The sequence below is a fragment of the Aeromonas sp. YN13HZO-058 genome (genome assembly GCF_001921245.1).
Lineage (GTDB): Bacteria > Pseudomonadota > Gammaproteobacteria > Enterobacterales > Aeromonadaceae > Aeromonas > Aeromonas allosaccharophila.
Map to the genome: position 1 here is coordinate 1 of NZ_MQSY01000055.1, position 23,884 is coordinate 23,884.

The following is a 23,884-nucleotide window of genomic DNA, read 5'->3' on the forward strand; positions in this document are numbered from 1 at the left end:
GATATCCTGCCATCCTTCAGCGCCGCCGATCACGGCGCAGAGCGTCAGGAACAGAACATCAAACAGGGGGTAGGCCACTTTGGCGGTTTGTCTGGGATCTTGGAGTTCGGCAAAGTGTTCAGAGAAAGCGTCGATGGACATGAAATGGCTCCCGAAAAGGGAGCATAAGATCATAACCCGCAACATCGGTCAAATCATGTAAATGTGCTCAATAAACGTTCGCGATCTCGCCCTGCANGTGCTCAATAAACGTTCGCGATCTCGCCCTGCATCTGGAGGATCGGTCAATGGATCCTTAACTGATCGGCATTAAGCCTGCGGGCTCCCGTTTTTTATGGCTCTGTCCCAATTATGTGTTGAAAGGCTAATCTTGAAGTAGGCCATCACCTTGAGGTCTACCATCATGGATACCCCAGCCTTTCAACACCTGTTGTCTCTCTTTCCACTGCTTACCCTGCGCCAGCGCCGTGTTGCTCAGCAGGAACTCTCTGCCCCCCACACCATTACCTCGCTCAATACTCAGTTACCGACATGCCGTGGCTGCCCACATTGTCATGCCGATGTCACCGAGCTGGCTCCTTGGGGCTGGAGTCGGGGGCTGCGCCGCTACCGTTGCAAACTATGTCTGCGCACCAGCTCCATCCTCACCAAAACGCCCCTGGCCAGATTGCGTAAAGCACAGTGCTGGGAAGACTACGCGCAAGCCCTCATCGAAGGGTTGACCGTTCGCAAGGCAGCTCTGCGTTGTGGGGTCAGCAAAAACACTGCGTTCCTCTGGCGTCACCGTTTCTTGAGCGTGATGGCAACCCATCAGGCCCCCCCGGGAAGAGGGCATCGTTAAGGTAGACGAGACCTTCTTCCTTAAATGCCGAGGCGGTCATCACGGTCTTGAAGACCTCTGATTTCACCCGATGTGGTGCTGTGTAGCGATTCGCCTTCCCCCAACACCACCGTCACCTCGCGCCAGTCACGGATCACCGCCACCACCGCCGGATTGAGCGGCACATCGCCCCCTACCTGCACCACGGCGCAGCCAGCACGCAGGGCGCTCTCGATACCGGCCGGTGCATCCTCGAACACCAGACAGCAAGCGGGCGGTACGCCCAGCCGCTCGGCACCTAGCAGATAGGGCTCGGGATCGGGTTTGCCATTGATCACCGCTTCGGCCCCCACCAGCAGGTTGGGCAGCGGCAAACCGGCACAACTCAGGCGATGGCGAGCAACCCGCTCACTGGCGGAGGTCACGATGGCCCAGCACAGGGACGGCAGGCGGCGCAGCAGCTGGCCAGCGCCCGCGATGGCATCGCCGCCGGTATGTTCCATCTCCAGCTCGTCGAGCCGCGCCGCCTCCCGCTCCACATCCAGTTGCGGAGCCAGCGCCCGGATCACCTCCCGCGAGCGCATGCCGTGGCACATCGCCAGCACCGGCTCGGGAGCCAGCTGATGATGCTGGCACCAGAGCCGCCACACCTTCTCCACATCACCGGTCGAGCAGACCAGAGTGCCGTCCATATCGAGCAGCAGGGCGGCGACCACCACGGTTTTTGTACCCGCACTGACGTCCATACAGGCGCTCAGTTCGCTACTCATGCAGATACTCCCGTCAGCTCGGGCGCAGCACCAGAGAGCGCATCGGCAAACGCCTGCTGCTGGGCGGCACGCTCATAACAGGCCAGCGCCTGCTCGGCACTGCCAGCCCACACTTGCAAGGGGCCGACCACAAACCCCTGTTGCAGCAGGCTGGCGAGCAGCTCTCCCGTCTCCGGGGCAGCCAATGGCTGGGCCAGCACCAGCGTGCCCTTGATCAAAAAGAGATAGCGTTGGGTAGACATGATATGGCTCCTTGTTCCGGTTCTGAGGAGGGAGGCGCCCCCCTTGCCAAGCCATTAGAACAAGGCGATTAGATAATTTATAATCAATAAATCGCCACTTTGGATAACCAATTGGAATGAAATTCGACTTGAGGCAACTGCAGGCGTTTGTGACGCTGGCCGACACCGCCAACTATCGGGAAGCGGCCAGCCGCCTCTTTATCACCCAACCGGCCCTCACCAAGCAGATCCAGGGGCTGGAGCTGACGCTGGGCTGCACCCTGTTCAAGCGGGGCCGCCACGGTGCCGAGCTGACAGCGCTCGGCGCCCAGCTGCTCACTCAGGCAAGCGCACTGGTCAAACACGGCAGGGAATTTGAACGTCACGCACTGGCGGTGGCGAGCGGCGTGGCCGGTCGGCTCAAGATTGGGTTTGGCCTGTCGAGTTTCGCGCTGGCCCCTGCGCTGGTGGCCCGCTTCAAACAGCAGGTCACGGACGTCATGGTCCATCTGCAGGATATGCCCTCCGCCATCCAGCAGGAGCAGCTGCTCTCCGGCCAGTTGCAGCTTGGCTTTATGCGCAGGCCCCAGATGCCGCAGTTGCAGGAGCACCGGCTACTGATCGACCGGCTAGTGCTGGCGGTGCCGACCCGAATGACCGAGCCGGACCCGGCTGCATTCGACGTCCAGCAGGCACTGATCAGTCAACCGCTTTTGCAGATGGTGGGCCACCGCTGCCCCGGTCTCAGCCAGCAGATCGCCGGTTTTCTCGGCGCCAACCGACTGACTGGCATGGTTCAGGAGGCCGAAGATATCCAGACGCTGGTGGCGCTGGTTGCGGCAGGCATCGGCAATGCCATCCTGCCACGCAGCGTCAGCTTTATCGCAGGGCCCGATGTCACCCTCTATCCCCTCTCTGGCCCCAACTCCGAGTGGGAAATCAGCATGGTATGGAACCCGGACTTTGCCGATCCCATCCGGGATCACTTCGTCAGGCAGGTGATCGCCAGCCATCCCCTGCCGGTGTCGGCCACGCCCGAGCGCTGAGGCCAACGCTTGCTGGTGGCTAGCACCCTGGCCAGCCAAAACAGTGCGCCCCCATCAAGGGGGCGCATCCAGAACAAGAGCGGCCATTCGGCTCAACAGTTGGCGCAGTGACTACGGTTTTTACCCGCCCCCTTGGCGCAATAGAGCGCCGCATCGGCCGCGGCCAGCAACTCCCCTTCCCCCGCCAGCGGTTGTTCTGCCGTGTAGGTAGCAATGCCGATGCTGGCGCTGAGTTGAATATCATCCGCCACCACGATGTCGAGGTCGTTGATGGCCCGGCGGATCGCCTCACCAATCCGCTGGGCCGCATCCCGGTCGGTATTGCCGAGGATCAGGGCAAACTCATCGCCACCAAAACGGCAGGGCAGATCCGCCGGACGCTGGCAGAAGGATTGCAGAAGATGGCCCACCAGCTGGAGGGATCCATCCCCCATCTGATGACCCAGATGGTCATTGCACGCCTTGAAGTTATCGAGATCCAGCATGATGAGGGAGAGCGGGGTATGTTCACGCATGCTGCGCCGCCACTCGTTATGCAGAAAGCTGTTGAACAGCCGCCGATTGGCCAGTCCAGTCAGGGGATCATGTTGGGAGAGGCTGGCCACCTCCAGCTCCAGCAGCTTGCGTTCGGTGATATTGATATGGGCGATGGCATAAAATTCATCATCGATACCGGTCACCGGCGCCACTCGCATCATAAACCAGCGCTGGGTATCCGAGCTGTGGCAAGGGTATTCCAGATAGAACTTATCCTGAATACGACGTAGCACCCTGCGGATCCCCTCCACGGCGCTGCGCGCCAGCGGCTCGTCAGAGCTGTCACACACGCCCATGTAGTTGACTCCGAGCCAGTTATATCCCTTGGGCATGCCGTTTTGCTCGGCAAACAGATCCCAGGCGAGATTGGTGTAATGGATCACCCCATCCCGATCGATCACCGAGATCTGATCCTCCAGCGAATCCAGCAGCGCGGCCAGATAATGGGATCGCTCGGCAAACTGGCTCCGAGGCTTCTCTCTTTCATCCACCATAGTGGCCATCCTGTGGCAAACGTGGCGCATCGCCATCTATTAACAGTTGCATCAGCAGTTAGAGTAAAGCACCCAATAACCACTTGGCCAACAGAGACCATTCGTCGCGAGGCCCCCATCCGGCAAGGTTTCAGGCCAGCGCCCCGCACCGGATAACAAGAACAGGTTATGAATGTATTTGACTGATAAGTAACATTTAATGCCCACACCACTGATTTTCACAGGGGATGCCATCTCCCTCTCCGTCCATTTTAGTATTCGGGCAGTTTTGCAAGAACCAGGTTGCCTCCTCGCAGGAAGTCATCTGGGAGCAATGCTGCCGACCATCACACTGACGAATAAAGGTCGTTGCCTGTGGCGTGCTGACCTCCTCCTTATTGAAAGAGGAGACCGGCAATGGCGCCATCGACTCGGCCGAGAAACGGGAATAGATGGAAAAGAGGCCGACGAGCACCAACAGGGGGATCAATTTGCCACTCCAGCTGCTCTTGCGACGTCGATAGGGGTTACTCCGCTCTCTGGTAGAAGTGGGTCGTGGCGGCTGACTTGCCGCCCGAAAGGATGGCGCCGCCGATGATGCGGCCGATCTTGCTGCTGATGATTCGGCCGAGGGCACGGCATCCGCCAACGTGAGCGGGCGATCGGGGAAAAAGACCTGTAACGCCCTTGGTTTGCCATCCTGGCCACTGCCGATCAGATAGGTGACACGCTCCCCCGGCTCGGGCACGCGGCCATCTGATTGCAGCGCCGTAACGTGCACAAACAGCCCTGCACTGCGTGCTCCATTGATTGCCTGCTCGGCGCCATTTTGCTCCGGCGTAATAAATCCAAAGCCGCGCGCCTCGTTCCAGCTCGCGATCCGTCCCTGATAACGCATCTGTCCATCCTTGTTGTTATCCATGTGAGCACTATATTGCCCGACAATCATGTTGCCCAAAAGCGCAGCGGCCCGACAGGGAGCCGCAGAGTCAATCTCAAAACAGTGATCGGGCGCAGCCTGCGTTAAGGATCAAGCCAGCTGGGACACCTTGATGATCTCAGCGATGCGACCCAGCATCCGCAGCGAGGTGTGATGCTCGGTGGCATCTGCGGCGGCGCAGGCATCCTCCAGAATGGTGATGGCGTAGTCGCGATCGTGACCATCCCGCGCTGCCGCCTGAATGGCCCAGCTAGTGCTCACTCCGCACAGATAGAGGTGGTCGATGTGGTTGGCCCGCAGCGCAGGCTCCAGCGCCGTGCCATAGAAGGGGCTGACCCTGGGCTTGGTCAGCACCAGATCGCCGGGCTGCACATCCAGATCAGGATGAAAGTCGGTGCCGCTGTCAGCCAAAGAGAGCGCCCCCAACTGGTGAGCGCGACCAAACATGGGAGATCCCTTGGGTTGCAGCTGATAGCCGCCGTCAAAGCCCACCTTGATCAGCACTACCAGCCAGCCGTTGGCACGGGCATGGGCCAGCGCCTGATTGGCATGCGCGATGGCATCCTGCTCCACCACGTGGGCTGCGGAGGCGGCGATACGCCCGTCGGGATGGGCAATATCGTTGATAAAGTCGATCACCAGCAGTGCCTTGTTCATCACCTTTGCTCCTTCGCGAATTCAGTCCGTGCTATCTGCTTCCTACCTGTCAAACCAGCCCCAGTGCATAGCGCAGCGCCATCTCCTTCAGTGGACCCGCTTTGTCAGCCAGATTGAGGGCCAGATTGCGGGCCAGCTTGAGCGGGCCAATCTCGTTGCTGAACACCCCGTAGAAGAGATCCATCCCCGACTGCATCAGCAGGTTGTCGGGGCGGCGCCGTCGCTCGTAACGCTCGGCCAGCGCCAGCTGATGCCAGTCGGCGCCAGCTCCTTGCAGCAGATCAGCCCAGCAGGCCACATCCTTGAAGCCGAGGTTGACCCCCTGCCCCGCCAGCGGGTTGATGGTGTGGGCAGCATCGCCAAGCAGCACCACCCGACCGACGTGATAGTCGTTGGCGTGGCGACGCACCAGCGGGAAACTCCCCTTGCCGGTGACGGTGAACCCGCCGAGCCGACTCGGGAAGTGGCGGCGCACTTCGGCGGCAAGCCCTTCGTTGCTCATGGCCGCCAGCGCGCGGATACGTGCCGGGCTGTCATACCACACCAGAGAGCCGTGCTGGCCGGGCAGCGGCAGGAAGGCGCGCGGGCCGCTCGGGGTGAACTGCTGCCAGGTGATATCTTCCTGCGCAAAGTCGGTGTCGATATTGATCAGCATGCAGTGCTGGCGGTACTCGAAGCGCGATACGCCGATACCCGCCAGCTTGCGGGTGTGGGATTCGGCACCATCGCAAGCCAGCACCCAACGGGCCGCCAGCTCGGTGCCGTCGTCCAGAGTCAGCACAGCTTCATCCGCACTCTGGCGCAGGCTGGTCACCGCCGCCGGGGTGTGGGTCTGGATGGTGGGAAAATCCTCCATCCGTTTGAGCAGGGCGAGCTGCACCAGCCGGTTTTCGATGATGTAGCCAAGCTGGGGCAGACCGAGATCGGCGGCATTGAAGCGGGTGGCAAAGCCGTCCAGCTCCCAGGTCTCCAGCCGGCGATAGGGGCAGAGCCGCATCTGCTGCAGATGGTGCCAGGCACCGGCCTGCTCCAGCAGCGCCACCGAGGCCTGACTGATGGCGGAGACCCTCAGATCCAGCGGCTGCGACCGTGCGTAATGCTCCGGCAGTTGGGTCTCGATGACCCGCACCGAGAGGCCCTGAGCCGCCAGCAGACAGGCGGTGGCGGCGCCCACCATGCCGGCGCCGACGATGGCGATATCACACTGTTCCATACATTTATTCCTGAAAGGGTGCGTCCGGCGACAGCGCCCGGACGTGAACCGGATGGCTGCATGATAGCGCAAGGGCGGCTGATAAACAGTGAGACAAACGGGGAATTGCTGCGTCAAATCAAGGAGAAAGCTTATTGAGCTTGCTGGCAACAGGTATCGGGTGAGCACCATTGCCAGCTGGATATTAGCTAGGCAGTATCCAGATTGCGGAGTAAAATGCGCGGTCCTTTGACCATGCCGATTTCAAAACAAGTCAAGAGAAGCAATGAGCAAGAAACTTCACATTAAAACCTGGGGTTGCCAGATGAACGAGTATGACTCGTCCAAAATGGCCGACCTGTTGGATGCCAGCAATGGCTACACCCTTACCGAAGAGCCCGAAGAGGCAGATGTCTTGCTGCTGAATACCTGCTCCATCCGCGAAAAGGCGCAGGAGAAGGTGTTCCACCAGCTGGGACGCTGGAAAAAGCTCAAGGCCAACAAGCCCGGTCTGGTGATCGGCGTGGGTGGCTGCGTTGCCTCTCAGGAGGGCGATGCCATCCGCCAGCGCGCTCCCTATGTGGATATCGTGTTCGGCCCGCAGACCCTGCATCGCCTGCCCGCCATGATCAAGGAAGTGCAAGAGGGCCGTGGTGCCCAGGTTGATATCGCCTTCCCCGAGATCGAAAAATTCGACAGCCTGCCCGAACCGCGCGCCGAAGGGGCCACCGCGTTCGTCTCCATCATGGAAGGCTGCTCCAAATACTGTACTTACTGCGTGGTGCCCTACACCCGCGGTGAAGAGGTGAGTCGACCGCTGGACGACGTGCTCTACGAAATCGCCCAGCTCGCCCAGCAGGGCGTGCGCGAAGTGAACCTGCTCGGTCAGAACGTCAACGCTTACCGCGGCCCGACCTTTGATGACGGTATCTGCACCTTCGCCGAGCTGCTGCGTCTGGTGGCCGCCATCGACGGTATCGATCGCATTCGCTACACCACCAGCCACCCGATCGAGTTCACCGACGACATCATCGAAGTCTACAAAGACACCCCGGAAGTGGTTAGCTTCCTGCACCTGCCGGTGCAGAGCGGCTCTGATCGCATCCTGACCATGATGAAGCGCCCGCACACCATCCTGGAGTACAAATCCAAGATCCGTCGCCTGCGTGCCGCCCGTCCCGACATCACCATCAGCTCCGACTTCATCGTGGGCTTCCCGAACGAGACGGACGAAGACTTTGAAGCGACCATGAAGCTGATCGAAGAGATCAACTTTGACATGAGCTACAGCTTCGTCTTCAGTCCGCGCCCGGGCACCCCGGCTGCCGATATGCCCGACGATGTCGACATGGAAGTGAAGAAAGCCCGTCTGGCCCGCCTGCAGCACGTCATCAACAATCAGGCGATGCAGATTGGCCGCGCCATGCTGGGCACCACCCAGCGCATCCTGGTGGAAGGACCCTCCAAGCTCGACCCGATGCAGCTGTGTGGCCGCACCGAGAACAACCGGGTGGTCAACTTCGAAGGGCTGCACACCCTGATCGGCGGCTTTGCCGACGTGGAGATCACCGAGGTACGTCCCAACTCCCTGCGCGGCAAGTTCATCCGCGGCGAGAGCGAGATGAACCTGCGGATCGCCACCGCCCCGAGCGAAATCCTGGCCCGTCGTCCCGACAATGTGCCGGACGAGCTGGGCGTGGCCGCCTTCACACCCCATTAATCCCCTCCTCCCCATTCGCCCGGCGGATGGGGAGCGCCTTGAGACGAGGATATTTTGAGCCGACACATCTCGACCCTGAATCTGCATCTGGAGCCAGCCGACAACCAGCGCCTTGCCAGCCTGTGCGGCCCCTTCGATGACAACATCAAGCAGCTGGAGCGCCGCCTCGGCGTCGAGATCAGCTACCGTGACAGCCACTTCCAGCTGGTGGGCAAACCGGCCCAGCTGGATGCCGCCGCCGTCATCCTCAAGCACCTCTATGTGGAAACCCAGCCCCTCAAGGGTGGCAAGGTGACCGACATCACTCCCGACATGGTCCATCTGGCCATTCAGGAGTCGCGAGTGCTGGAGCAGGATGACGAACCGGCGCCGAGCATCCCCTATGGCAAGGAGGTGACGGTCAAGACCAAGCGCGGTCTCATCAAACCACGCAGCCCCAATCAGGCCCAGTACATTGCCAATATCGTGCGCCACGATATCTGCTTCGGCATAGGCCCCGCAGGAACAGGCAAGACCTATCTGGCGGTTGCGGCGGCGGTGGATGCGCTGGAACGTCAGGAAATTCGCCGCATTCTGCTGACCCGTCCTGCGGTGGAAGCGGGCGAGAAGCTGGGCTTTCTGCCCGGCGATCTCTCCCAGAAGGTGGATCCTTACCTGCGTCCGCTCTACGACGCCCTGTTCGAAATGCTGGGCTTTGAGCGGGTTGAGAAGCTGATGGAGCGCAACATCATCGAAGTGGCGCCGCTCGCCTATATGCGCGGAAGAACCCTCAATGACGCCTTTATCATTCTCGATGAGGCTCAAAACACCACCACCGAGCAGATGAAGATGTTCCTGACCCGCATCGGCTTCAACTCCAAGGCGGTGGTGACCGGTGACATCACCCAGGTAGACCTGCCGCGCAACGCCAAATCCGGCCTGCGTCACGCGCTGGAAGTGCTGCAAGGGGTCGATGGCCTGTCGTTCAACTTCTTCGAGTCCAAAGACGTGGTGCGCCACCCGGTGGTGGCCCGCATCGTGCAGGCTTACGAGGCATTCGATGCCAAACAGGCGGCGGAAAAAGCAGCCCCCATTATTGGGAAAGAGAGCATCGGCAAAGAGAGCACCAGCAAAGAGAGCGAGCAATGAGCGTAACCCTGGATCTGCAGCTGGCCAGCGCCAGCACTGACGGCCTGCCCACCGAAGCCCAGCTGCAAGGCTGGCTCGATGGCACCATTCTCGGCTTCCAGCAAGAGGCTGAAGTGACGGTGCGTATCGTCGACGAGGCGGAGAGCAACGAGCTCAACCTCACCTATCGTGGCAAGGACAAGCCTACCAATGTGCTCTCCTTCCCGTTCGAGGCACCGCCCGGTCTGGAGCTGCCGCTGCTCGGCGATCTGGTGATCTGCCGTCAGGTGGTGGAGCACGAGGCCCAAGAGCAAGGCAAGCCCCTCATGGCCCACTGGGCCCACATGGTTGTGCATGGCAGTCTGCATCTGCTAGGTTATGACCATATCGATGATGAGGAAGCCGAAGAGATGGAAGCGCTTGAGCGCGACATCATGCAGGAAATGGGTTTTGCCGATCCTTATCTGAACGACGAAGAGTAAAACGCCGGACGGTCATCCACTTGAAACAGCAGATGGCCATCCTTATATAACCCGAACAATTTCAAGTGTGTTGAAGCGAGTAACCAAGAGAAAAAATGACCGACGATCACCCTAGTACCGGCTCGCCGAAGAAAACCTGGCTCGACAAACTCAGCCAACTCTTCCAGGGCGAGCCAAAAGACCGCAATGATTTGGTAGACGTGATAGCCGATGCCGAAGAGCGCGACCTCATCGATCAGGACACCAAGGACATGATCGAGGGGGTGCTGGAGATCGCCGATCTTCGCGTGCGCGATATCATGATCCCCCGCTCCCAGATGGTGACCATCGAGAAGTCCCAGCCGATCGACGAGATCCTGCCGGTGATCATCGAGTCCGGTCACTCCCGCTTCCCGGTGATCAACGAAGACAAGGATCATGTGGAGGGCATTCTGCTCGCCAAGGATCTGCTCCCCTTCGGGTTTGGCGGCCATCACGCCAGCGAGCCGCTGCAGCTCGAGAAAATCTTGCGCCCCACGGTGATCGTGCCGGAAAGCAAACGGGTTGACCGTCTGCTCAAGGAGTTCCGTGAAGAGCGCTACCACATGGCCATCGTGGTCGACGAATTTGGTGGCGTCTCCGGTCTGGTGACCATCGAAGACATACTGGAACTGATCGTTGGCGAGATCGACGACGAGTTTGACGACATCGAGGATGAGCCGGACGAAATCCGCCGCCTCAGCAAGCGGGTCTTCTCCATCAGCGCCCTGACCGAGATCGAGGATTTCAACGACTTCTTCGGCACCAAATTCAGCGATGAAGAGGTGGATACGGTGGGCGGTCTGGTGATGCACGCCTTCAGCCACCTGCCCAAGAAGGGCGAGGAGATCGAGCTGGACGGCTACCTCTTCAAGGTGATGCATGCCGACCGGCGCCGTCTGCAGCAACTGCAGGTGAAGATCCCCGAGCACCACGCGGCGGCGCAATCCGAGCCGCAGTAAGCAGATCCGCTCGATGTTTGAAACAACGCCCCGACCTCGGGGCGTTGTGCTCTCTGCCACCGGCATCGAGGCTCGCCGTTGCCCCGCTTACAGGTTAAGATAGCGGCCATTCAACCCCAGTTGCACACCAAGACGAGCACAATCGCCCGTGAAATCATCTCCCGTTACATCAAGAATCCTGTTGAGCCTCAGCGCGCTGGCCTGTGGCGCCATCGCCGTGCTGGCCTTCTCCCCCTTCGGCTACTGGCCGCTGGTGATCCCCTCCCTGCTCGGCCTCTACGCCCTGCTGGACAAAGCCACGCCGAAACAGGCCGCCTGGCGCGGTTTTGGCTACGCCATGGGACTCTTTTTGCCGGGGCTGTGGTGGATCCACGTCAGCATGACCGAGTTTGGCGGCATCCCGCTGCCGGTCGCCTTCGTGCTGCTGGCCGGGCTCTCCGCCTATCTGGCGCTCTACCCGACGCTCGCCTGCTGGGCCTTCGCCCGCTTCTTTGGCGGCCGTCACTGGAGCCGCTGGCTGCTCGCCTTCCCGGCTCTGTGGTTGGTGGCTGACTGGCTGCGCGGCTGGGTGATGACCGGCTTCCCCTGGCTCTGGTTTGGTTACAGCCAGATCGACGGCCCTCTCAAGGGCCTCGCCCCCATTCTCGGGGTGCAAGGCATCACCCTCGCCCTGTTGCTGTCTGCCTCCGCTATCTGGCTGGTGTGGAAATCCCGCTCCCCGCTCTGGCTGGCGGTGCCCGCCCTGCTGGTCGCCGGTGCCCACGGTCTGATGCAGCTCAACTGGGTGACCCGTGGCGAGCCGGTCAAGGTGGCGCTGGTGCAGGGCAATATCGCCCAGTCCCTCAAGTGGGATCCGGAGGCACTGGCCCCCACGGTGCGCACCTATCAGGATTTAAGCCGCGAGAATCAGGATGCCGACATCATCGTCTGGCCTGAGTCGGCGATCCCGGCTATCGAGAAGGCGATGGGCCCCTATCTGGAGAATCTGGACAAGGCGATGAAGGTGAACGATACCGGCCTGCTGGCGGGGATCATCCACTACGACGAGCAGCAACAGCGCTTCTACAATACCGTGCTCGGCATGGGGGTGCAGGATGCGGATGGAAAGGAGTCCTACTTCTACAACCACTCCAACCGCTACAACAAGTACCACCTGCTGCCCATCGGCGAGTTCGTGCCGTTTGAAGATCTGCTGCGCCCCATCGCCCCCTTCTTCAACCTGCCTATGTCCTCTTTCAGCCGGGGCGATGACATTCAGCCCAACCTGATCGCCAAGGGGCTCAAGTTCGCCGCCGCCATCTGCTACGAGATCATCTTCCCGGAGGAGGTGCGCCGCAACGTCAATGCCGATACCGACTTCCTGCTGACCGTCTCCAACGACGCCTGGTTCGGCACCAGCATCGGTCCGTGGCAGCATATGGAGATCGCCCGGATGCGCGCGCTGGAGCTGGCTCGTCCGCTGCTGCGCGACACCAACACAGGCATCACTATCGTGACCGACATCGATGGCAGCATCATCGGCCAGATCCCGCAGTTTGAAGCGGGCGTGCTGCGCAGCGAGGTGCGTCCCGCCCACGGCGAGACCCCCTACATGCGATTTGGCAGCTGGCCCCTCTACGGCCTGACCGTGCTGCTGCTGGGTCTGGCGCTGGCGCTGCGCCCCAAGGCCCACCCCTGGGCCCGCGAGCTGTAACGCCAATCCGCAATCCCCGATAAACAACGAGGCGCCCACAGGCGCCTCGTTTTTTATCATGAACAGGGACGTGGCTTAACCACCAGCGGCTTCCAGATGCTCTACCAGCAGTTGCACGCTGCGGTTGCCGCGCCACTCGTTGACATCGAGCCGATAGACCAGCCGCACCCGCTTGACCGAGGCATCGGGCCAACGCTTGAGATCGACGCCGAAGGCGATGGCATCCACCGCATGGCCGGAATCGGTGGTCAGCATCATCTTGAGGTGCTTCTCCCCCACCAGCCGCTGCTGTACCAGCACGAATTCGCCGTCAAACAGCGGCTCGGGGAAGGCCTGACCCCAAGGGCCGGAGGCGCGAATAAGCTCCGCCAGCTCGAGGTTTAGCTCGTCCGGCAGCAGCTCGCCGTCGGTGAGCAGCACCCCGGTCAACAGCTCGGGGGTCACCAGCTCGCTGATGACCGCCTCAAACGCCCGACCGAAGGCCTCGATATTGGCCTTGGGCAGGGTCAGCCCCGCTGCCATGGCGTGGCCACCAAACTTGCCCATCAGGCCGGGGTGGCGGGTATCGAGCAGTTCCAGCGCATCGCGCAGGTGCACCCCGGGGATGGAGCGCCCTGAGCCCTTGAGCTCGGTCTCGCTGCTTTCGGCAAAGGCGATGACCGGGCGGTAGTACTTCTCCTTCACCTTGGAGGCCACCAGCCCCACCACCCCCTGATGCCACTCGTTACGGTGCAGCACGATGCCCGACGGCACCTCGCCATCGCGAAAGCGGATCTGCTCCAGGGTGGCAAGCGCCTCCTGCTGCATCCCCTGCTCAATCTCCTTGCGCTCCTGATTGAGGCTATCCATCTCGGAGGCGAGCTGGCGCGCCAGATTGAGATCATCGCTCAGCAGGCAGGCGACCCCGAGCGACATGTCATCGAGGCGGCCCACCGCATTGAGGCGCGGCCCCAGCGCAAAACCGAGATCGGCGGCAGTGAGGCGGCGACCATCGCGGCCCGACACATCCACCAGCGCCTGAATACCGGGGCGACAGCGCCCGGCCCGGATCCGCTGCAAGCCCTGATGGACCAGAATGCGGTTGTTACCATCGAGCGCCACCACGTCGGCCACCGTACCGAGGGCCACCAGATCGAGATAATCCGCCACATTGGGGGCGCGCAGCCCCTGCTGTTCGTACCAGCCGAGCTGGCGCAGATGGGTGTTGAGAGCCGCCATCAGGTAGAAGGCGACCCCGACCCCGGCCAGCGACTTGGAGGGGAAATCGCAGCCGTGCTGGTTGGGGTTGACGATCGCATCGGCGTCAGGCAGCTCCTGACCCGGTAAATGGTGATCGGTAACCAGTACCTGCATGCCAGCCGCCTTGGCCGCCGCCACCCCGGCGATGCTGGAAATGCCATTATCCACCGTGATCAGGAACTCGGCGCCGCGGACCACCGCCAGCTCGACAATTTCGGGGGTGAGGCCGTAGCCGAACTCGAAGCGGTTGGGCACCAGAAAATCGATGTGGCGACCACCCATGGCGCGCAGCGCCAGCACACAGAGCGCCGAGCTGGTGGCACCGTCGCAATCGAAGTCACCGACGATCAGGATCCGTTTCTGGGCGGTCAGGGCCTCCGCCAGCAGCGGCACCGCCTGTTCCATGCCATAGAGGCGCTGGGGCGGCAACAGCTGGCTGGCGCTACGCTCCAGCAGGGCCGGATCGTCTACGCCACGACTGGCGAAGATTTGGCGAAGCAGGGGATGCAGGGTGGCAGGCAGATGGGAATCATCAACTCGCGGACGACGACGGATTTGCAGGGACATCAATATGATCCAGTATCTTGAGCAGCTGTTCGGGGCTCTGATACCCGCGCACCAGATCCCCGTCAGAGGAGACCCAGGCCGGCAGTACCTTGACCCCCAACCATTGGCTCAGGCCAATATTTTGGATAAGGGTCTCACTACATGCCGTTTGAGGCAAATAGGCTTTTAACGGATCATTTTGCAGCAGGGGGTCGCTGCACCAGTCAGCGGCTCGTTCGGCATGATCAATGACGGGATAGATCTCGACGCTAACTCCTAAGGCCTGCAACTGTTGCAGTGTGGCGGAGAGCTGACGGCGTGCCGCATCCTGTTCGCCGAGAAACAGCGCCACCCGGTGACGCTCATCCCGGGCCTTGAGCACGATGGGAGTATGGGCCACCTGAGCCAGGCCCAGTCGGCGCTGCTCACGCATGCCAGAGATGGTCAGGTTCTTCATGTCACGGGTCATATCCAGCATGATCCCCTGCACCACATAGTCCCCTTTGGCATCGCTGTAGAGCACCCCCTGGGAGGTGCCCAACATATACAACCCCGCAATCGGGGTCGGTTCAACCAGATAGACGGGCACCCCCAGTCGGGCCGTGATGGTCTGTTTCAAGGCTTGGGTATCCATCCCCGCTCTGGCAGCAAATGTGCACAAAAGCATCATTCCCAGTAGTAAATACTTCACTTGTTTACTCACGTGGTATGAATGAATCGACCAAGCAAACTACAGCAGCACAGCTCATTATTCAACCTGCTACTTACCAAAAAATTAATATCACTTTGTACCAAAAAAAATGATTCCCTCCGATTGCCAAGGACTCATAACGCCCGCAAGCTAGTCAGGACGACAGGAATAACGCGGCTTAGCCTCTGTTTTCCTGACAAGAGTTCGCCCTTTGGCAAGGGGCATCAACGCGCTATCTTGTTTAATTTCGGAGGAAATAATGAGTCTGATTCAAGAGTTCAAAGCCTTTGCCGCCCGCGGCAACGTCATCGACATGGCGGTCGGTATCATCATCGGTGCCGCCTTCGGCAAGATTGTCTCCTCCTTTGTCGGTGACGTGATCATGCCGCCCATCGGCCTGATCCTTGGCGGCGTGGACTTCAGCGACCTGGCTGTCACCCTGAAGGCCGCAGAAGGCAGCACCCCGGCCGTTGTCATCGCCTATGGCAAATTCATCCAGACCATCATCGACTTTCTGATCATCTCCTTCGCCATCTTCATGGGGCTGAAGGCCATCAACACCCTCAAGAAGAAGCAGGAAGAGGAAGCCGCAGCACCGGCAGGCCCGACCAAGGATCAGGAGCTGCTGACCGAGATCCGTGATCTGCTGAAATCCCAACAGGGGAAATAAACGCCACTTCCTGTCGTGTAATGCCAAAAAAACCGCCTGCTGGCGGTTTTTTGTTTTTGGGAGGCTAGGCACTCAGGCTCTGGGGTGGTGCTCACCGTGCAGCGCCTTGAGCCGCTCGTTGGCCACATGGGTGTAGATCTGGGTGGTGGAGAGATCCGCATGGCCCAGCAGCATCTGCACCACCCGCAAGTCGGCGCCATGGTTGAGCAGATGGGTGGCAAAGGCGTGGCGCAAGGTATGGGGGGATAGCTCGCCGTTAATCCCGGCCCGCAGGGCATAGAGCTTGATGCGGTGCCAGAAGGTCTGGCGGGTCATCATACGGGCCTGTTTGGAGGGAAACACCACGTCCGAACTGGTGCCCCCCAGCAGCAGGGTGCGGGCCTCCCGGTAGTAACGCTCCAGCCAGTGCATCGCCTCCTCGCCCATCGGCACCAGCCGCTCCTTGTTGCCCTTGCCCACTACCCGCACCAGCCCCTGACGCAGGCTGACATGCTCGGCTGTGAGCCCCACCAGCTCGGAGACCCGCAGCCCGGTGGCGTAGAGCAGCTCCAGCATCGCCTTGTCCCGCAGCTCCAGCGGGTCATCCACCAGCGGCGCACTCAGCAGGGCATCCACTTCCGCTTCGCTTAAATCGGAGGGGAGTTTTTTCGGCAGCTTGGGCCCCTCCAGCAGCACGGTCGGATCATCGCTGCGCAGCTTCTCGCGATTGAGATACTGGTAAAAACGGCGCAGCGCCGACAGGAAACGGGCGGTGCTGCTCGCCGCAAACTGGTGATCGACCCGCCAGGCAAGGTAGTGCTGGATCTCGTCCATCCCCGCCAGCAGCAGCGAGCTACCCTGCTCATCGAGCCAGAGGGAGAACTTCTCCAGATCGCTGCGATAGGAGCTGACCGTGTTGTCAGACAATCCCCGCTCCAGCCAGAGGGCGTCGAGGAAGGGTTCAATCAGGGGATGGGGGTCGGGCTTGCTCATGGTGCGCTGCAATCAGGGGATCGATGGCCCATTGTAACGCGCCAACTCCTTGGAAAGACAAGGCACTTTCATTGGAAAGATAAGCCACTTTTGCCAGGCCCCTTGTCGGGCGGTGAAGGTCGAATGGCAATCTGCTAGACTGGCCCCCTCCCCTTACGTTACCCATCGTGTTGCCCACATGGCGTCGTCCACACGAGCAAGCGAGAAGGCGCCAAAAGCAAGCGAGAAAGCGCCAACAGAGAGAAGAGCGATGAAGATTGGTCTGTTTTACGGTTCCACCACCTGTTACACCGAGATGGCTGCCGAGAAGATCCGCGCCCTCATCGGCCCCGAGCTGGTGGATATTCACAATATCAAGGATGTCTCCCTGCGCCGGATGGAGGATTACGAGATCCTGATCCTCGGCATCTCTACCTGGGATTTCGGCGAGCTGCAGGAGGACTGGGAGTCCCGCTGGGAAGATATCGGCGATCTCCATCTGGAGGGACGCATCGTGGCCCTATTTGGCCTCGGCGATCAGCTCGGTTATGGCGAATGGTTCCAGGATGCCCTCGGCATGCTGCACGATCAGCTGGTGCCCAAAGGGGTCAAGCTGGTGGGCTACTGGCCCAACGAAGGGTACGAATTCGATGCCTCCAAGGCACTGATCGACGATGGCCGTCACTTCGTCGGGCTGGCGCTGGACGATGCCAATCAATATGACCAGACCGATCCGCGCATCGAGCAGTGGGTCGAGCAGATCCTGAGCGAAATCCACGCCCTGCTCTGATCTTTACCCCTTCTCCCAAGGTGGCCACTCACCCGCTGATGTGGCCGCCCGGGCGCAGTTATCGCACCGATTTTCTCAATCGGTATCATCGCGTGACGCTATAGCGACTTTTTTGTGCTGGTCTGCAACAATGGACTCGACATCCCATAACAATCAGAGCCGGATGTCGGAAGCAAACGGACAGACCAGAAAAGGATATTCTATGACTCCATTCTCCCTGTTGGCCCCCGCCATTGCCCGTGACGTGCTCGATCACGCGCTGGCGCTGGGTGCCGATTTCGCCGAGCTGTTTGTCGAGCGCAAGCGCCGCAGCCAGCTCAGCCTGCTCTCCAGCCAGATAGAGAACATCAGCGGCGGCCTCGATTTCGGCATCGGCGTGCGCCTCTGTTACGGCCACAAAGTGCTCTACGGCTACACCAATCTGGCCAACCGCGACGAGCTGCTGCGTATCGTCACCTTGCTGGCGGCCAAAGACCGCCGTGACCCGGTAGTGACCGCCACCGCCTTCGATTTCACCCGTCTGAGCGATCGCAACCCGGTGGCGCTGCCGCTGTCGGCAGACAAGCAGCTGGAGCAGAAGATCGCCTATCTGCACGCCATGGATGCGGCCGCCCGCGCCGAGAGCGGCAAGGTGAGCCAGTTCTCCGGCAACGTGCTGGGCTGGGAGCAGGAGGTGGAGATCTTCAACAGCGAAGGAGTGCAAGTGGCCGATCGCCGCCACTACAACCGCATCATGGCCCAGACCATCGCCATGGAAGGGAGCGAGCAGAGCGTCGGTTACGAGGCCCCCGGCGCCCTGATGGGTTGGGAGCATGCCGATCGCATCGATCCGCGCGAGCTGGCCCTCACCGCCACTCGTCAGGCACTGGTGAAGCTGGGCGCGGCTCCCTGCCCGAGCGGCACCCTGCCGGTCATCATGGAGAACGGCTTTGGCGGCGTCATCTTCCACGAGGCGTGCGGCCACCTGCTGGAGACCACCTCGGTAGCCAAAAAGGCCTCGGTGTTCCACGACAAGATGGGCCAGCTTATCGCCAATCCGGTGGTCAATGCGGTGGACGAGGGACTGCAAGGCAATGCCTGGGGCTCCATCAACGTCGATGACGAAGGGATGGCGACCCAGCACACCCAACTCATCAAGGACGGCGTGCTAGCCGGTTTTCTGGTGGACAGAATGGGCGCTCTCAAGACGGGCTACGCCCGCACCGGCTCGGGTCGGCGCGAATCCTACAAGTACGCCCCCACCTCGCGCATGCGCAACACCTATATCGAACCGGGCAACCACAGCCTCGACGATATGCTGGCCACGGTAGAGCACGGCATCTACGCCAAAAAGATGGGGGGCGGCTCGGTACAGCCCGGCACCGGTGAATTCAACTTCAACGTGCAGGAGGCCTACCTCATCGAGCACGGCAAAATCACCAAACCGCTCAAGTCGGCCACCCTGATCGGCACCGGCCCGCAGGTGCTGAAAGAGATCTCCATGGTGGGCCGCAATCTGGCACTGGCCGCCGGCATGTGCGGCTCGGTCTCGGGCTCGGTCCCCACCTCGGTGGGCCAGCCGGCCCTCAAAGTGGACAATATCCTGGTGGGAGGGAACGCCTGATGAGCCAACTCGACATGAACCAACTGCTCACCCGCCTGCTGGATAAAGTGGCCGACCTCGGCGCCGAGGCAGACATCATCGCCAATCAGGAGAAGGCCTTCTCCCTCAAGGCAGACAAGGGCGAGCTGGGTGAATACAAGGTCACCAGCAGCCAGCAGCTTGGCATTCGCCTGATCAAAGAGGGTCGGGTCGGCATCGCCTACTCTGAAGCGCTCGATGAGCTGGCGCTGGATGCCATGCTGCAGGATGCGCTCGATGCCAGCCGCTTTGCCAAGGTGGATCCGGATCAGCGCATCTCGGTGGCCAATAGCCGGATCACCACAGATTGTGCCGAGATCAACCAGCCCGATACCACGCTGGTAGAGGAGAAGATCGCCCTGGCCCTGCGTCTGGAGTCTGACATGCTGGCCATGCCCGATGTGAGCGGCGCCCCCTACAACAGCGTCTTCGAAGGGGAGAGCCAGCTCTGGCTCGCCAACAGTCAGGGCACCCTCTGCCAACACGGCGAGTTCAGCGTCGGCTGCTACACCTCGGCGCTGGTGGAGCGGGATGGCCGCCAGTCGATGCACTCGCAGGGGCAGTATGGCCGTCGCTTCGACGAGCTGGATAGTCAGATCCTGATCGAGCAGATCTACGCCATCGCCGATGGCCTACTGCCCGGAGAAGCGGTGCCGAGCGGTCGCTACAGCGTTATCTTCAGCACCAACTGCTTCGCCAGCCTGTTTGGCAGCTTTCAGGGTGTGCTGTCGGGCAAGTGGGCCCAGCAAGGGATCAACCCCTGGCGCAGCAAGGTCGGCCAGAGCGTGGCGTCACGCTGGCTCACTCTGGAGAGCCGGGTCTATATGCCGGGTGGCATGAACATCAAGGCATTTGATGGCGAGGGGGCGGCCAGCTCGGATCTGCTGCTGATTGGCGAAGGGGAGCTGAAGACCCTGCTCCATAACAGTGCCACCGCCCGCCACTTTGGCGTCGCCAGCAACGGCTCGGCCGCCCGAGGTGCCCGCAGCGCCCTCGATGTCACCGCTCGCCATCTGGTGTTTGGCGCGGGCCCCCACCGCGAAGCGGAGGTGCGGAGCGGCGACTATCTGGAGCTGGTCAAGCTGGACGGCCTGCATTCTGGTGCCGATGCGGTGAGCGGCGACTTCTCCTTTGGCGCGTCAGGGTTCCTCTGCCGCGATGGGGTTCGCCTGCAGCCGGTGCGCGGCATCACGGTAGCGGGCAACTTCTATCGCCTGCTGGGCGAGCTGGAAGCGGTCGGTGACACCCTGCACCACAACGATGGCAAGGGCTTCTTCGCCCCGCTGATCCGTTTTGGCGGCCTCTCCGTTGCGGGCAAATAAACCCGCCCATCAATAGAGAGAGGCGCCTGATGGCGCCTCTCTCTTATTGGCAAGCAAATTCGCAAGCAGAGTGTCGAGACCTCTGACTAAATGGACGATTACGCTTCGCTAATCATCCCTACTGGTCTCGTTATCTCGTCCGCATTGATGGCATGGCTCAGGGCGCGAGCGGCTCGCGGTGATACTCGGCGCAGCCGCATTCGGGGCAAGTATCGAGCTGCTGGGGATGCAGCACGGTATGACACCAGCCGCACTGGTCGCACACCATGACCCCGAGCCCCACCCAGTCACCGGCCTCATAGACGCCCTTGTGCTCCAGCTCGTCGGCCAGCTCCCGCCACTCCACTTGGGCGCGGTCGGTCACATCCGCCAACCAGGACCAGGCGGTGTCTTTCAGGGCCAGCATAAAGGCAGACTCTTCCACCTGCGCACTATCGTCATGGCGCCCCTCGTCGTAGTTGCCCAGATCCCGCTTCACGTACTCGGCGATGAGCGCCAGCTCGTCCTGGGTCAGGTCGCTGGCGGCCTCCAGATAGGCCTGCACCTTGGCGATCATCCGGTTGAGGCGCTCCCCCTGGAACTCTTCAGTCTCTTGCCACTGTTTTTGCAGCTCGGCAATGAAGGCTTCGTACCCTTTTTGACGTTTGTCCATGGCTCTAACTCCTCTACTAAACCCTGATCTGGCCCGGCTTAAGGCCCAAGGGACGCTGGCGGTTGTTGCCGCCGCAGGATATGGGTATTCTATTGCGATTTCCCAGCTGATTTATCTATTCATTTCACAGATCCGGATGTCACCAATGCAAGAGCAATACGTTCCCCAATCAATCGAACCAGCAGTGCAAAAGCACTGGGATGCCAAGAAAACCTTCAAGGCCGTGGAGAAAGTAGACAAGGAGAAGTTCTACTGCCTGTCCATGTTCCCCTATCCGTCTGGTCGACTACACATGGGGCACGTTCGTAACTACACCATAGGTGATGTGATCTCCCGTTATCAACGCCTCAATGGCAAGAACGTGCTGCAACCCATAGGTTGGGATGCATTCGGTCTGCCAGCGGAGAACGCCGCAGTCAAAAACAACACAGCCCCGGCGCCCTGGACCTACGAAAACATCGAATACATGAAGAACCAGCTGAAGATGCTGGGTCTGGGTTATGACTGGGATCGTGAAGTCGCCACCTGCAAACCGGATTACTACCGCTGGGAGCAGTGGTTCTTCACCAAGCTCTACGAGAAGGGTCTGGTCTACAAGAAGACCTCCTCCGTCAACTGGTGCCCGAACGACATGACAGTGCTGGCCAACGAGCAGGTGGTCGACAACTGCTGCTGGCGCTGTGACACCCCGGTGGAGCAAAAAGAGATCCCCCAGTGGTTCATCAAGATCACCGACTACGCCGAAGAGCTGCTGAACGACATCGACAATCTGGAAGGCTGGCCAGAGATGGTCAAGACCATGCAGCGCAACTGGATTGGCCGCTCCGAAGGGGTCAACATCAGCTTCAATATCGAGGGTCAGGCTGAGCAGCTGGAGGTCTACACCACCCGTCCGGACACCTTCATGGGCGTCACCTATGTCGGTATCGCCGCCGGTCACCCGCTGGCGCTGCAGGCTGCTGCCAGCAACCCGGAACTGGCCGCCTTTATCGAAGAGTGCAAGAACACCAAGGTAGCCGAGGCGGAACTGGCCACCATGGAGAAGAAAGGCATGGCCACCGGCCTCTATGCCATTCACCCGCTGGATGGCCGCAAGGTACCGGTCTGGGTCGCCAACTTCGTACTGATGAACTACGGCACCGGCGCCGTGATGGCAGTTCCGGCTCACGACCAGCGTGACTTCGAATTCGCCACCAAATATGGCCTCGACATCAAAGCGGTGATCAAGCCGGTTGATGGCGACGTCGACGTGAGCGAAGCGGCTTACACCGAGAAGGGCGTACTGTTCAACTCCGGCGAGTTCGACGGTCTCGACTTCCAGGGCGCTTTTGACGCCATCGCCAACAAGCTGGAAGCGCTAGGCCACGGCAAGCGCACCGTCAACTTCCGTCTGCGTGACTGGGGTGTCTCCCGTCAGCGTTACTGGGGTGCCCCCATCCCGATGCTGACCCTGGCTGACGGCACCGTGGTGCCGACGCCGGAAGATCAACTGCCGGTGCTGCTGCCGGAAGATGTGGTAATGGACGGTATCCAGAGCCCGATCAAGGCTGACGCCGAGTGGGCCAAGACCACTTACAACGGTCAGGAAGCGTTCCGCGAGACCGATACCTTCGACACCTTTATGGAGTCCTCCTGGTACTACGCGCGCTACTGCTCTCCGGACTACGACAAGGGCATGCTGGATCCGGCTGCTGCCAACCACTGGCTGCCGGTGGATCAGTACATCGGCGGTATCGAGCACGCCTGTATGCACCTGCTCTACGCCCGCTTCTTCCACAAGCTGCTGCGTGACGCAGGTCTGGTCAACAGCGACGAGCCGTTCAAGCGCCTGCTCTGCCAGGGCATGGTGCTGGCCGACGCCTTCTACTACAAGGACGAGAAGGGCGGCAACGTTTGGGTCAGCCCGACCGACGTCAAAGTAGAGCGTGACGAGAAGGGTCGCATCACCAAGGCCATCGACAACGAAGGCCGTGAGGTAATGCACTCCGGCATGACCAAGATGTCCAAGTCCAAGAACAACGGCATCGACCCGCAGCTGATGGTCGAGCGTTACGGCGCCGATACCGTCCGTCTGTTCATGATGTTCGCCTCCCCGGCCGAGATGACTCTGGAGTGGTCCGACTCCGGCGTAGAGGGTGCCCAGCGCTTCCTGCGCCGCCTGTGGCGCACCACCTTCGAGCACGTCTCCGGTGGCGCCGTTGCCGCGCTGGACGTAGCAGCCCTCACCAACGAGCAGAAAGCGGTACGCCGTGAACTGCACAAAACCATCGCCAAGGTGAGCGATGACGTGGGTCGCCGTCAGACCTTCAACACCGCCATCGCCGCCATCATGGAGCTGATGAACAATCTGGCCAAGCTGGGCTCCGACGAGCAGGACCGCGCCCTGATGCAGGAAGCACTGGAAGCTGTCGTGGTCATGCTCTACCCCATCACCCCGCACATCGGCTTCGAGCTGTGGAAGATGCTGGGCAAGGGCGACGACGTGGATCACGCCGCATGGCCGGTGGCCGATGAAGCGGCCATGGTCGAGACCGAGAAGCTGGTCGTGGTGCAGATCAACGGCAAGATGCGCGGCAAGCTGACCGTACCAGCCGAGATCAGCCAGGCTGATGTCGAGAAGCTGGCGATGGCCGATGCCTCCGTGCAGAAGTTCACCGACGGTCTGACCGTGCGCAAGGTGATCTACGTACCTGGCAAGCTGCTCAATATTGTCGCTAACTGATTGACGGCCAACTGATTGGTTACCAACTGATCATTGCCAATC

22 protein-coding genes and 1 pseudogene are annotated in these 23,884 nt (G+C 60.9%); 12 read left to right on the top strand and 11 right to left on the bottom strand.

The window, feature by feature from the left end; genetic code table 11:
* Positions 1-141: transposase family protein (locus tag BSP75_RS12985; RefSeq protein WP_148140712.1), on the bottom strand; the 141-nt coding region annotated here is incomplete at its 3' end.
* Between the two features lie 262 nt (positions 142-403).
* On the opposite strand from BSP75_RS12985, the pseudogene BSP75_RS12990 reads away from it, so the two are divergent.
* Positions 404-866, top strand: a pseudogene (locus BSP75_RS12990) (helix-turn-helix domain-containing protein); the annotation flags it as partial.
* On the opposite strand, the gene BSP75_RS12995 reads toward BSP75_RS12990, so the two are convergent.
* The gene (locus tag BSP75_RS12995; RefSeq protein ID WP_148140714.1) at positions 862-1,566 is read right to left on the bottom strand and encodes an HAD-IA family hydrolase; all 705 of its coding nucleotides are present in this window, start codon (positions 1,564-1,566) and stop codon (positions 862-864) included. The pseudogene BSP75_RS12990 and the gene BSP75_RS12995 overlap by 5 nt on opposite strands.
* Before the next feature lie 20 nt (positions 1,567-1,586).
* On the bottom strand, positions 1,587-1,832 hold the full coding sequence (locus BSP75_RS13000; protein WP_042061091.1) for a hypothetical protein: 246 nt from the start codon (positions 1,830-1,832) through the stop codon (positions 1,587-1,589).
* A 116-nt stretch (positions 1,833-1,948) separates the two neighbouring features.
* Here BSP75_RS13000 and BSP75_RS13005 point away from each other — a divergent pair, with 116 nt between their 5' ends.
* Positions 1,949-2,857: a LysR family transcriptional regulator gene (locus tag BSP75_RS13005; protein ID WP_075113469.1), complete on the top strand. Its 909-nt coding sequence runs from the start codon at positions 1,949-1,951 to the stop codon at positions 2,855-2,857.
* A gap of 92 nt (positions 2,858-2,949) precedes the next feature.
* Here BSP75_RS13005 and BSP75_RS13010 read toward each other — a convergent pair whose 3' ends face one another.
* The 4 genes from BSP75_RS13010 to BSP75_RS13025 form a co-directional block, all read right to left on the bottom strand.
* Positions 2,950-3,888, bottom strand: coding sequence for a sensor domain-containing diguanylate cyclase (locus BSP75_RS13010; protein WP_075113470.1), 939 nt, complete (start codon positions 3,886-3,888; stop codon positions 2,950-2,952).
* A gap of 196 nt (positions 3,889-4,084) precedes the next feature.
* On the bottom strand, positions 4,085-4,765 hold the full coding sequence (locus BSP75_RS13015; RefSeq protein WP_075113471.1) for an excalibur calcium-binding domain-containing protein: 681 nt from the start codon (positions 4,763-4,765) through the stop codon (positions 4,085-4,087).
* Between the two features lie 132 nt (positions 4,766-4,897).
* The gene (locus tag BSP75_RS13020; protein ID WP_075113472.1) at positions 4,898-5,464 is read right to left on the bottom strand and encodes an isochorismatase family cysteine hydrolase; all 567 of its coding nucleotides are present in this window, start codon (positions 5,462-5,464) and stop codon (positions 4,898-4,900) included.
* 49 nt (positions 5,465-5,513) lie between these two features.
* Positions 5,514-6,677, bottom strand: coding sequence for an FAD-dependent monooxygenase (locus tag BSP75_RS13025; protein WP_075113473.1), 1,164 nt, complete (start codon positions 6,675-6,677; stop codon positions 5,514-5,516).
* Between the two features lie 265 nt (positions 6,678-6,942).
* Between BSP75_RS13025 and miaB the strand changes: the two genes are divergently transcribed.
* The 5 genes from miaB to lnt all read left to right on the top strand — a co-directional run bounded on the left by miaB (position 6,943) and on the right by lnt (position 12,638).
* On the top strand, positions 6,943-8,376 hold the full coding sequence (gene miaB / locus BSP75_RS13030) for a tRNA (N6-isopentenyl adenosine(37)-C2)-methylthiotransferase MiaB (RefSeq protein WP_075113474.1): 1,434 nt from the start codon (positions 6,943-6,945) through the stop codon (positions 8,374-8,376).
* A gap of 54 nt (positions 8,377-8,430) precedes the next feature.
* On the top strand, positions 8,431-9,504 hold the full coding sequence (locus BSP75_RS13035) for a PhoH family protein (RefSeq protein ID WP_075113475.1): 1,074 nt from the start codon (positions 8,431-8,433) through the stop codon (positions 9,502-9,504).
* Positions 9,501-9,965: an rRNA maturation RNase YbeY gene (gene ybeY / locus BSP75_RS13040; RefSeq protein ID WP_075113476.1), complete on the top strand. Its 465-nt coding sequence runs from the start codon at positions 9,501-9,503 to the stop codon at positions 9,963-9,965. The genes BSP75_RS13035 and ybeY overlap by 4 nt, the downstream gene beginning before the upstream one ends.
* Positions 9,966-10,060: 95 nt before the next feature.
* Entirely contained in the window at positions 10,061-10,945 is an 885-nt protein-coding gene (gene corC / locus BSP75_RS13045) for a CNNM family magnesium/cobalt transport protein CorC (protein ID WP_042061076.1), read from the top strand.
* Positions 10,946-11,093: 148 nt separating this feature from the next.
* A complete protein-coding gene (lnt, locus tag BSP75_RS13050; RefSeq protein ID WP_075113477.1) occupies positions 11,094-12,638 on the top strand; it encodes an apolipoprotein N-acyltransferase in 1,545 nt (514 codons plus the stop codon).
* 75 nt (positions 12,639-12,713) lie between these two features.
* On the opposite strand, the gene recJ is transcribed toward lnt, so the two are convergent.
* Positions 12,714-14,444: a single-stranded-DNA-specific exonuclease RecJ gene (recJ, locus tag BSP75_RS13055; protein WP_075113478.1), complete on the bottom strand. Its 1,731-nt coding sequence runs from the start codon at positions 14,442-14,444 to the stop codon at positions 12,714-12,716.
* Positions 14,410-15,057, bottom strand: a complete 648-nt coding sequence (locus BSP75_RS13060) for a disulfide isomerase DsbC N-terminal domain-containing protein (protein ID WP_058052703.1) — start codon at positions 15,055-15,057, stop codon at positions 14,410-14,412. Before BSP75_RS13060 ends, recJ begins: the two co-directional genes overlap by 35 nt.
* A 316-nt stretch (positions 15,058-15,373) precedes the next feature.
* Here BSP75_RS13060 and mscL point away from each other — a divergent pair, with 316 nt between their 5' ends.
* Positions 15,374-15,784: a large-conductance mechanosensitive channel protein MscL gene (gene mscL / locus BSP75_RS13065; protein WP_042658573.1), complete on the top strand. Its 411-nt coding sequence runs from the start codon at positions 15,374-15,376 to the stop codon at positions 15,782-15,784.
* Between the two features lie 72 nt (positions 15,785-15,856).
* Here the strand turns inward: mscL and xerD are convergent, their stop codons facing one another.
* A complete protein-coding gene (xerD, locus tag BSP75_RS13070; protein WP_075113522.1) occupies positions 15,857-16,756 on the bottom strand; it encodes a site-specific tyrosine recombinase XerD in 900 nt (299 codons plus the stop codon).
* A gap of 250 nt (positions 16,757-17,006) precedes the next feature.
* On the opposite strand from xerD, the gene fldB reads away from it, so the two are divergent.
* The 3 genes from fldB (at position 17,007) to BSP75_RS13085 (ending at position 20,468) form a co-directional block, all read left to right on the top strand.
* Positions 17,007-17,525, top strand: coding sequence for a flavodoxin FldB (gene fldB, locus BSP75_RS13075; RefSeq protein ID WP_075113479.1), 519 nt, complete (start codon positions 17,007-17,009; stop codon positions 17,523-17,525).
* Between the two features lie 202 nt (positions 17,526-17,727).
* Positions 17,728-19,128, top strand: a complete 1,401-nt coding sequence (locus BSP75_RS13080; protein ID WP_075113480.1) for a TldD/PmbA family protein — start codon at positions 17,728-17,730, stop codon at positions 19,126-19,128.
* Complete coding sequence (locus BSP75_RS13085; protein WP_075113481.1) at positions 19,128-20,468, top strand: metallopeptidase TldD-related protein; 1,341 nt, start codon at positions 19,128-19,130, stop codon at positions 20,466-20,468. Before BSP75_RS13080 ends, BSP75_RS13085 begins: the two co-directional genes overlap by 1 nt.
* A 157-nt stretch (positions 20,469-20,625) precedes the next feature.
* Here BSP75_RS13085 and BSP75_RS13090 read toward each other — a convergent pair whose 3' ends face one another.
* Positions 20,626-21,120 carry a zinc ribbon-containing protein gene (locus BSP75_RS13090; protein ID WP_075113482.1) on the bottom strand — a complete coding sequence of 165 codons (495 nt, stop codon included), beginning with the start codon at positions 21,118-21,120 and terminating at the stop codon, positions 20,626-20,628.
* 145 nt (positions 21,121-21,265) lie between these two features.
* Here BSP75_RS13090 and leuS point away from each other — a divergent pair, with 145 nt between their 5' ends.
* Complete coding sequence (leuS, locus tag BSP75_RS13095) at positions 21,266-23,842, top strand: leucine--tRNA ligase (RefSeq protein ID WP_075113483.1); 2,577 nt, start codon at positions 21,266-21,268, stop codon at positions 23,840-23,842.
* Positions 23,843-23,884 lie beyond the last annotated feature (42 nt).

Bases quoted from the DNA above. Each gene is read 5' to 3' on its own strand.
- BSP75_RS12995 (WP_148140714.1), bottom strand. From the start codon at position 1,566: ATGGACGTCAGTGCGGGTACAAAAACCGTGGTGGTCGCCGCCCTGCTG.
- BSP75_RS13000 (WP_042061091.1), bottom strand. From the start codon at position 1,832: ATGTCTACCCAACGCTATCTCTTTTTGATCAAGGGCACGCTGGTGCTG.
- BSP75_RS13005 (WP_075113469.1), top strand. From the start codon at position 1,949: ATGAAATTCGACTTGAGGCAACTGCAGGCGTTTGTGACGCTGGCCGAC.
- BSP75_RS13010 (WP_075113470.1), bottom strand. From the start codon at position 3,888: ATGGTGGATGAAAGAGAGAAGCCTCGGAGCCAGTTTGCCGAGCGATCC.
- BSP75_RS13015 (WP_075113471.1), bottom strand. From the start codon at position 4,765: ATGCGTTATCAGGGACGGATCGCGAGCTGGAACGAGGCGCGCGGCTTT.
- BSP75_RS13020 (WP_075113472.1), bottom strand. From the start codon at position 5,464: ATGAACAAGGCACTGCTGGTGATCGACTTTATCAACGATATTGCCCAT.
- BSP75_RS13025 (WP_075113473.1), bottom strand. From the start codon at position 6,677: ATGGAACAGTGTGATATCGCCATCGTCGGCGCCGGCATGGTGGGCGCC.
- miaB (WP_075113474.1), top strand. From the start codon at position 6,943: ATGAGCAAGAAACTTCACATTAAAACCTGGGGTTGCCAGATGAACGAG.
- ybeY (WP_075113476.1), top strand. From the start codon at position 9,501: ATGAGCGTAACCCTGGATCTGCAGCTGGCCAGCGCCAGCACTGACGGC.
- corC (WP_042061076.1), top strand. From the start codon at position 10,061: ATGACCGACGATCACCCTAGTACCGGCTCGCCGAAGAAAACCTGGCTC.
- recJ (WP_075113478.1), bottom strand. From the start codon at position 14,444: ATGTCCCTGCAAATCCGTCGTCGTCCGCGAGTTGATGATTCCCATCTG.
- BSP75_RS13060 (WP_058052703.1), bottom strand. From the start codon at position 15,057: ATGGATACCCAAGCCTTGAAACAGACCATCACGGCCCGACTGGGGGTG.
- mscL (WP_042658573.1), top strand. From the start codon at position 15,374: ATGAGTCTGATTCAAGAGTTCAAAGCCTTTGCCGCCCGCGGCAACGTC.
- xerD (WP_075113522.1), bottom strand. From the start codon at position 16,756: ATGAGCAAGCCCGACCCCCATCCCCTGATTGAACCCTTCCTCGACGCC.
- fldB (WP_075113479.1), top strand. From the start codon at position 17,007: ATGAAGATTGGTCTGTTTTACGGTTCCACCACCTGTTACACCGAGATG.
- BSP75_RS13080 (WP_075113480.1), top strand. From the start codon at position 17,728: ATGACTCCATTCTCCCTGTTGGCCCCCGCCATTGCCCGTGACGTGCTC.
- BSP75_RS13085 (WP_075113481.1), top strand. From the start codon at position 19,128: ATGAGCCAACTCGACATGAACCAACTGCTCACCCGCCTGCTGGATAAA.
- BSP75_RS13090 (WP_075113482.1), bottom strand. From the start codon at position 21,120: ATGGACAAACGTCAAAAAGGGTACGAAGCCTTCATTGCCGAGCTGCAA.
- leuS (WP_075113483.1), top strand. From the start codon at position 21,266: ATGCAAGAGCAATACGTTCCCCAATCAATCGAACCAGCAGTGCAAAAG.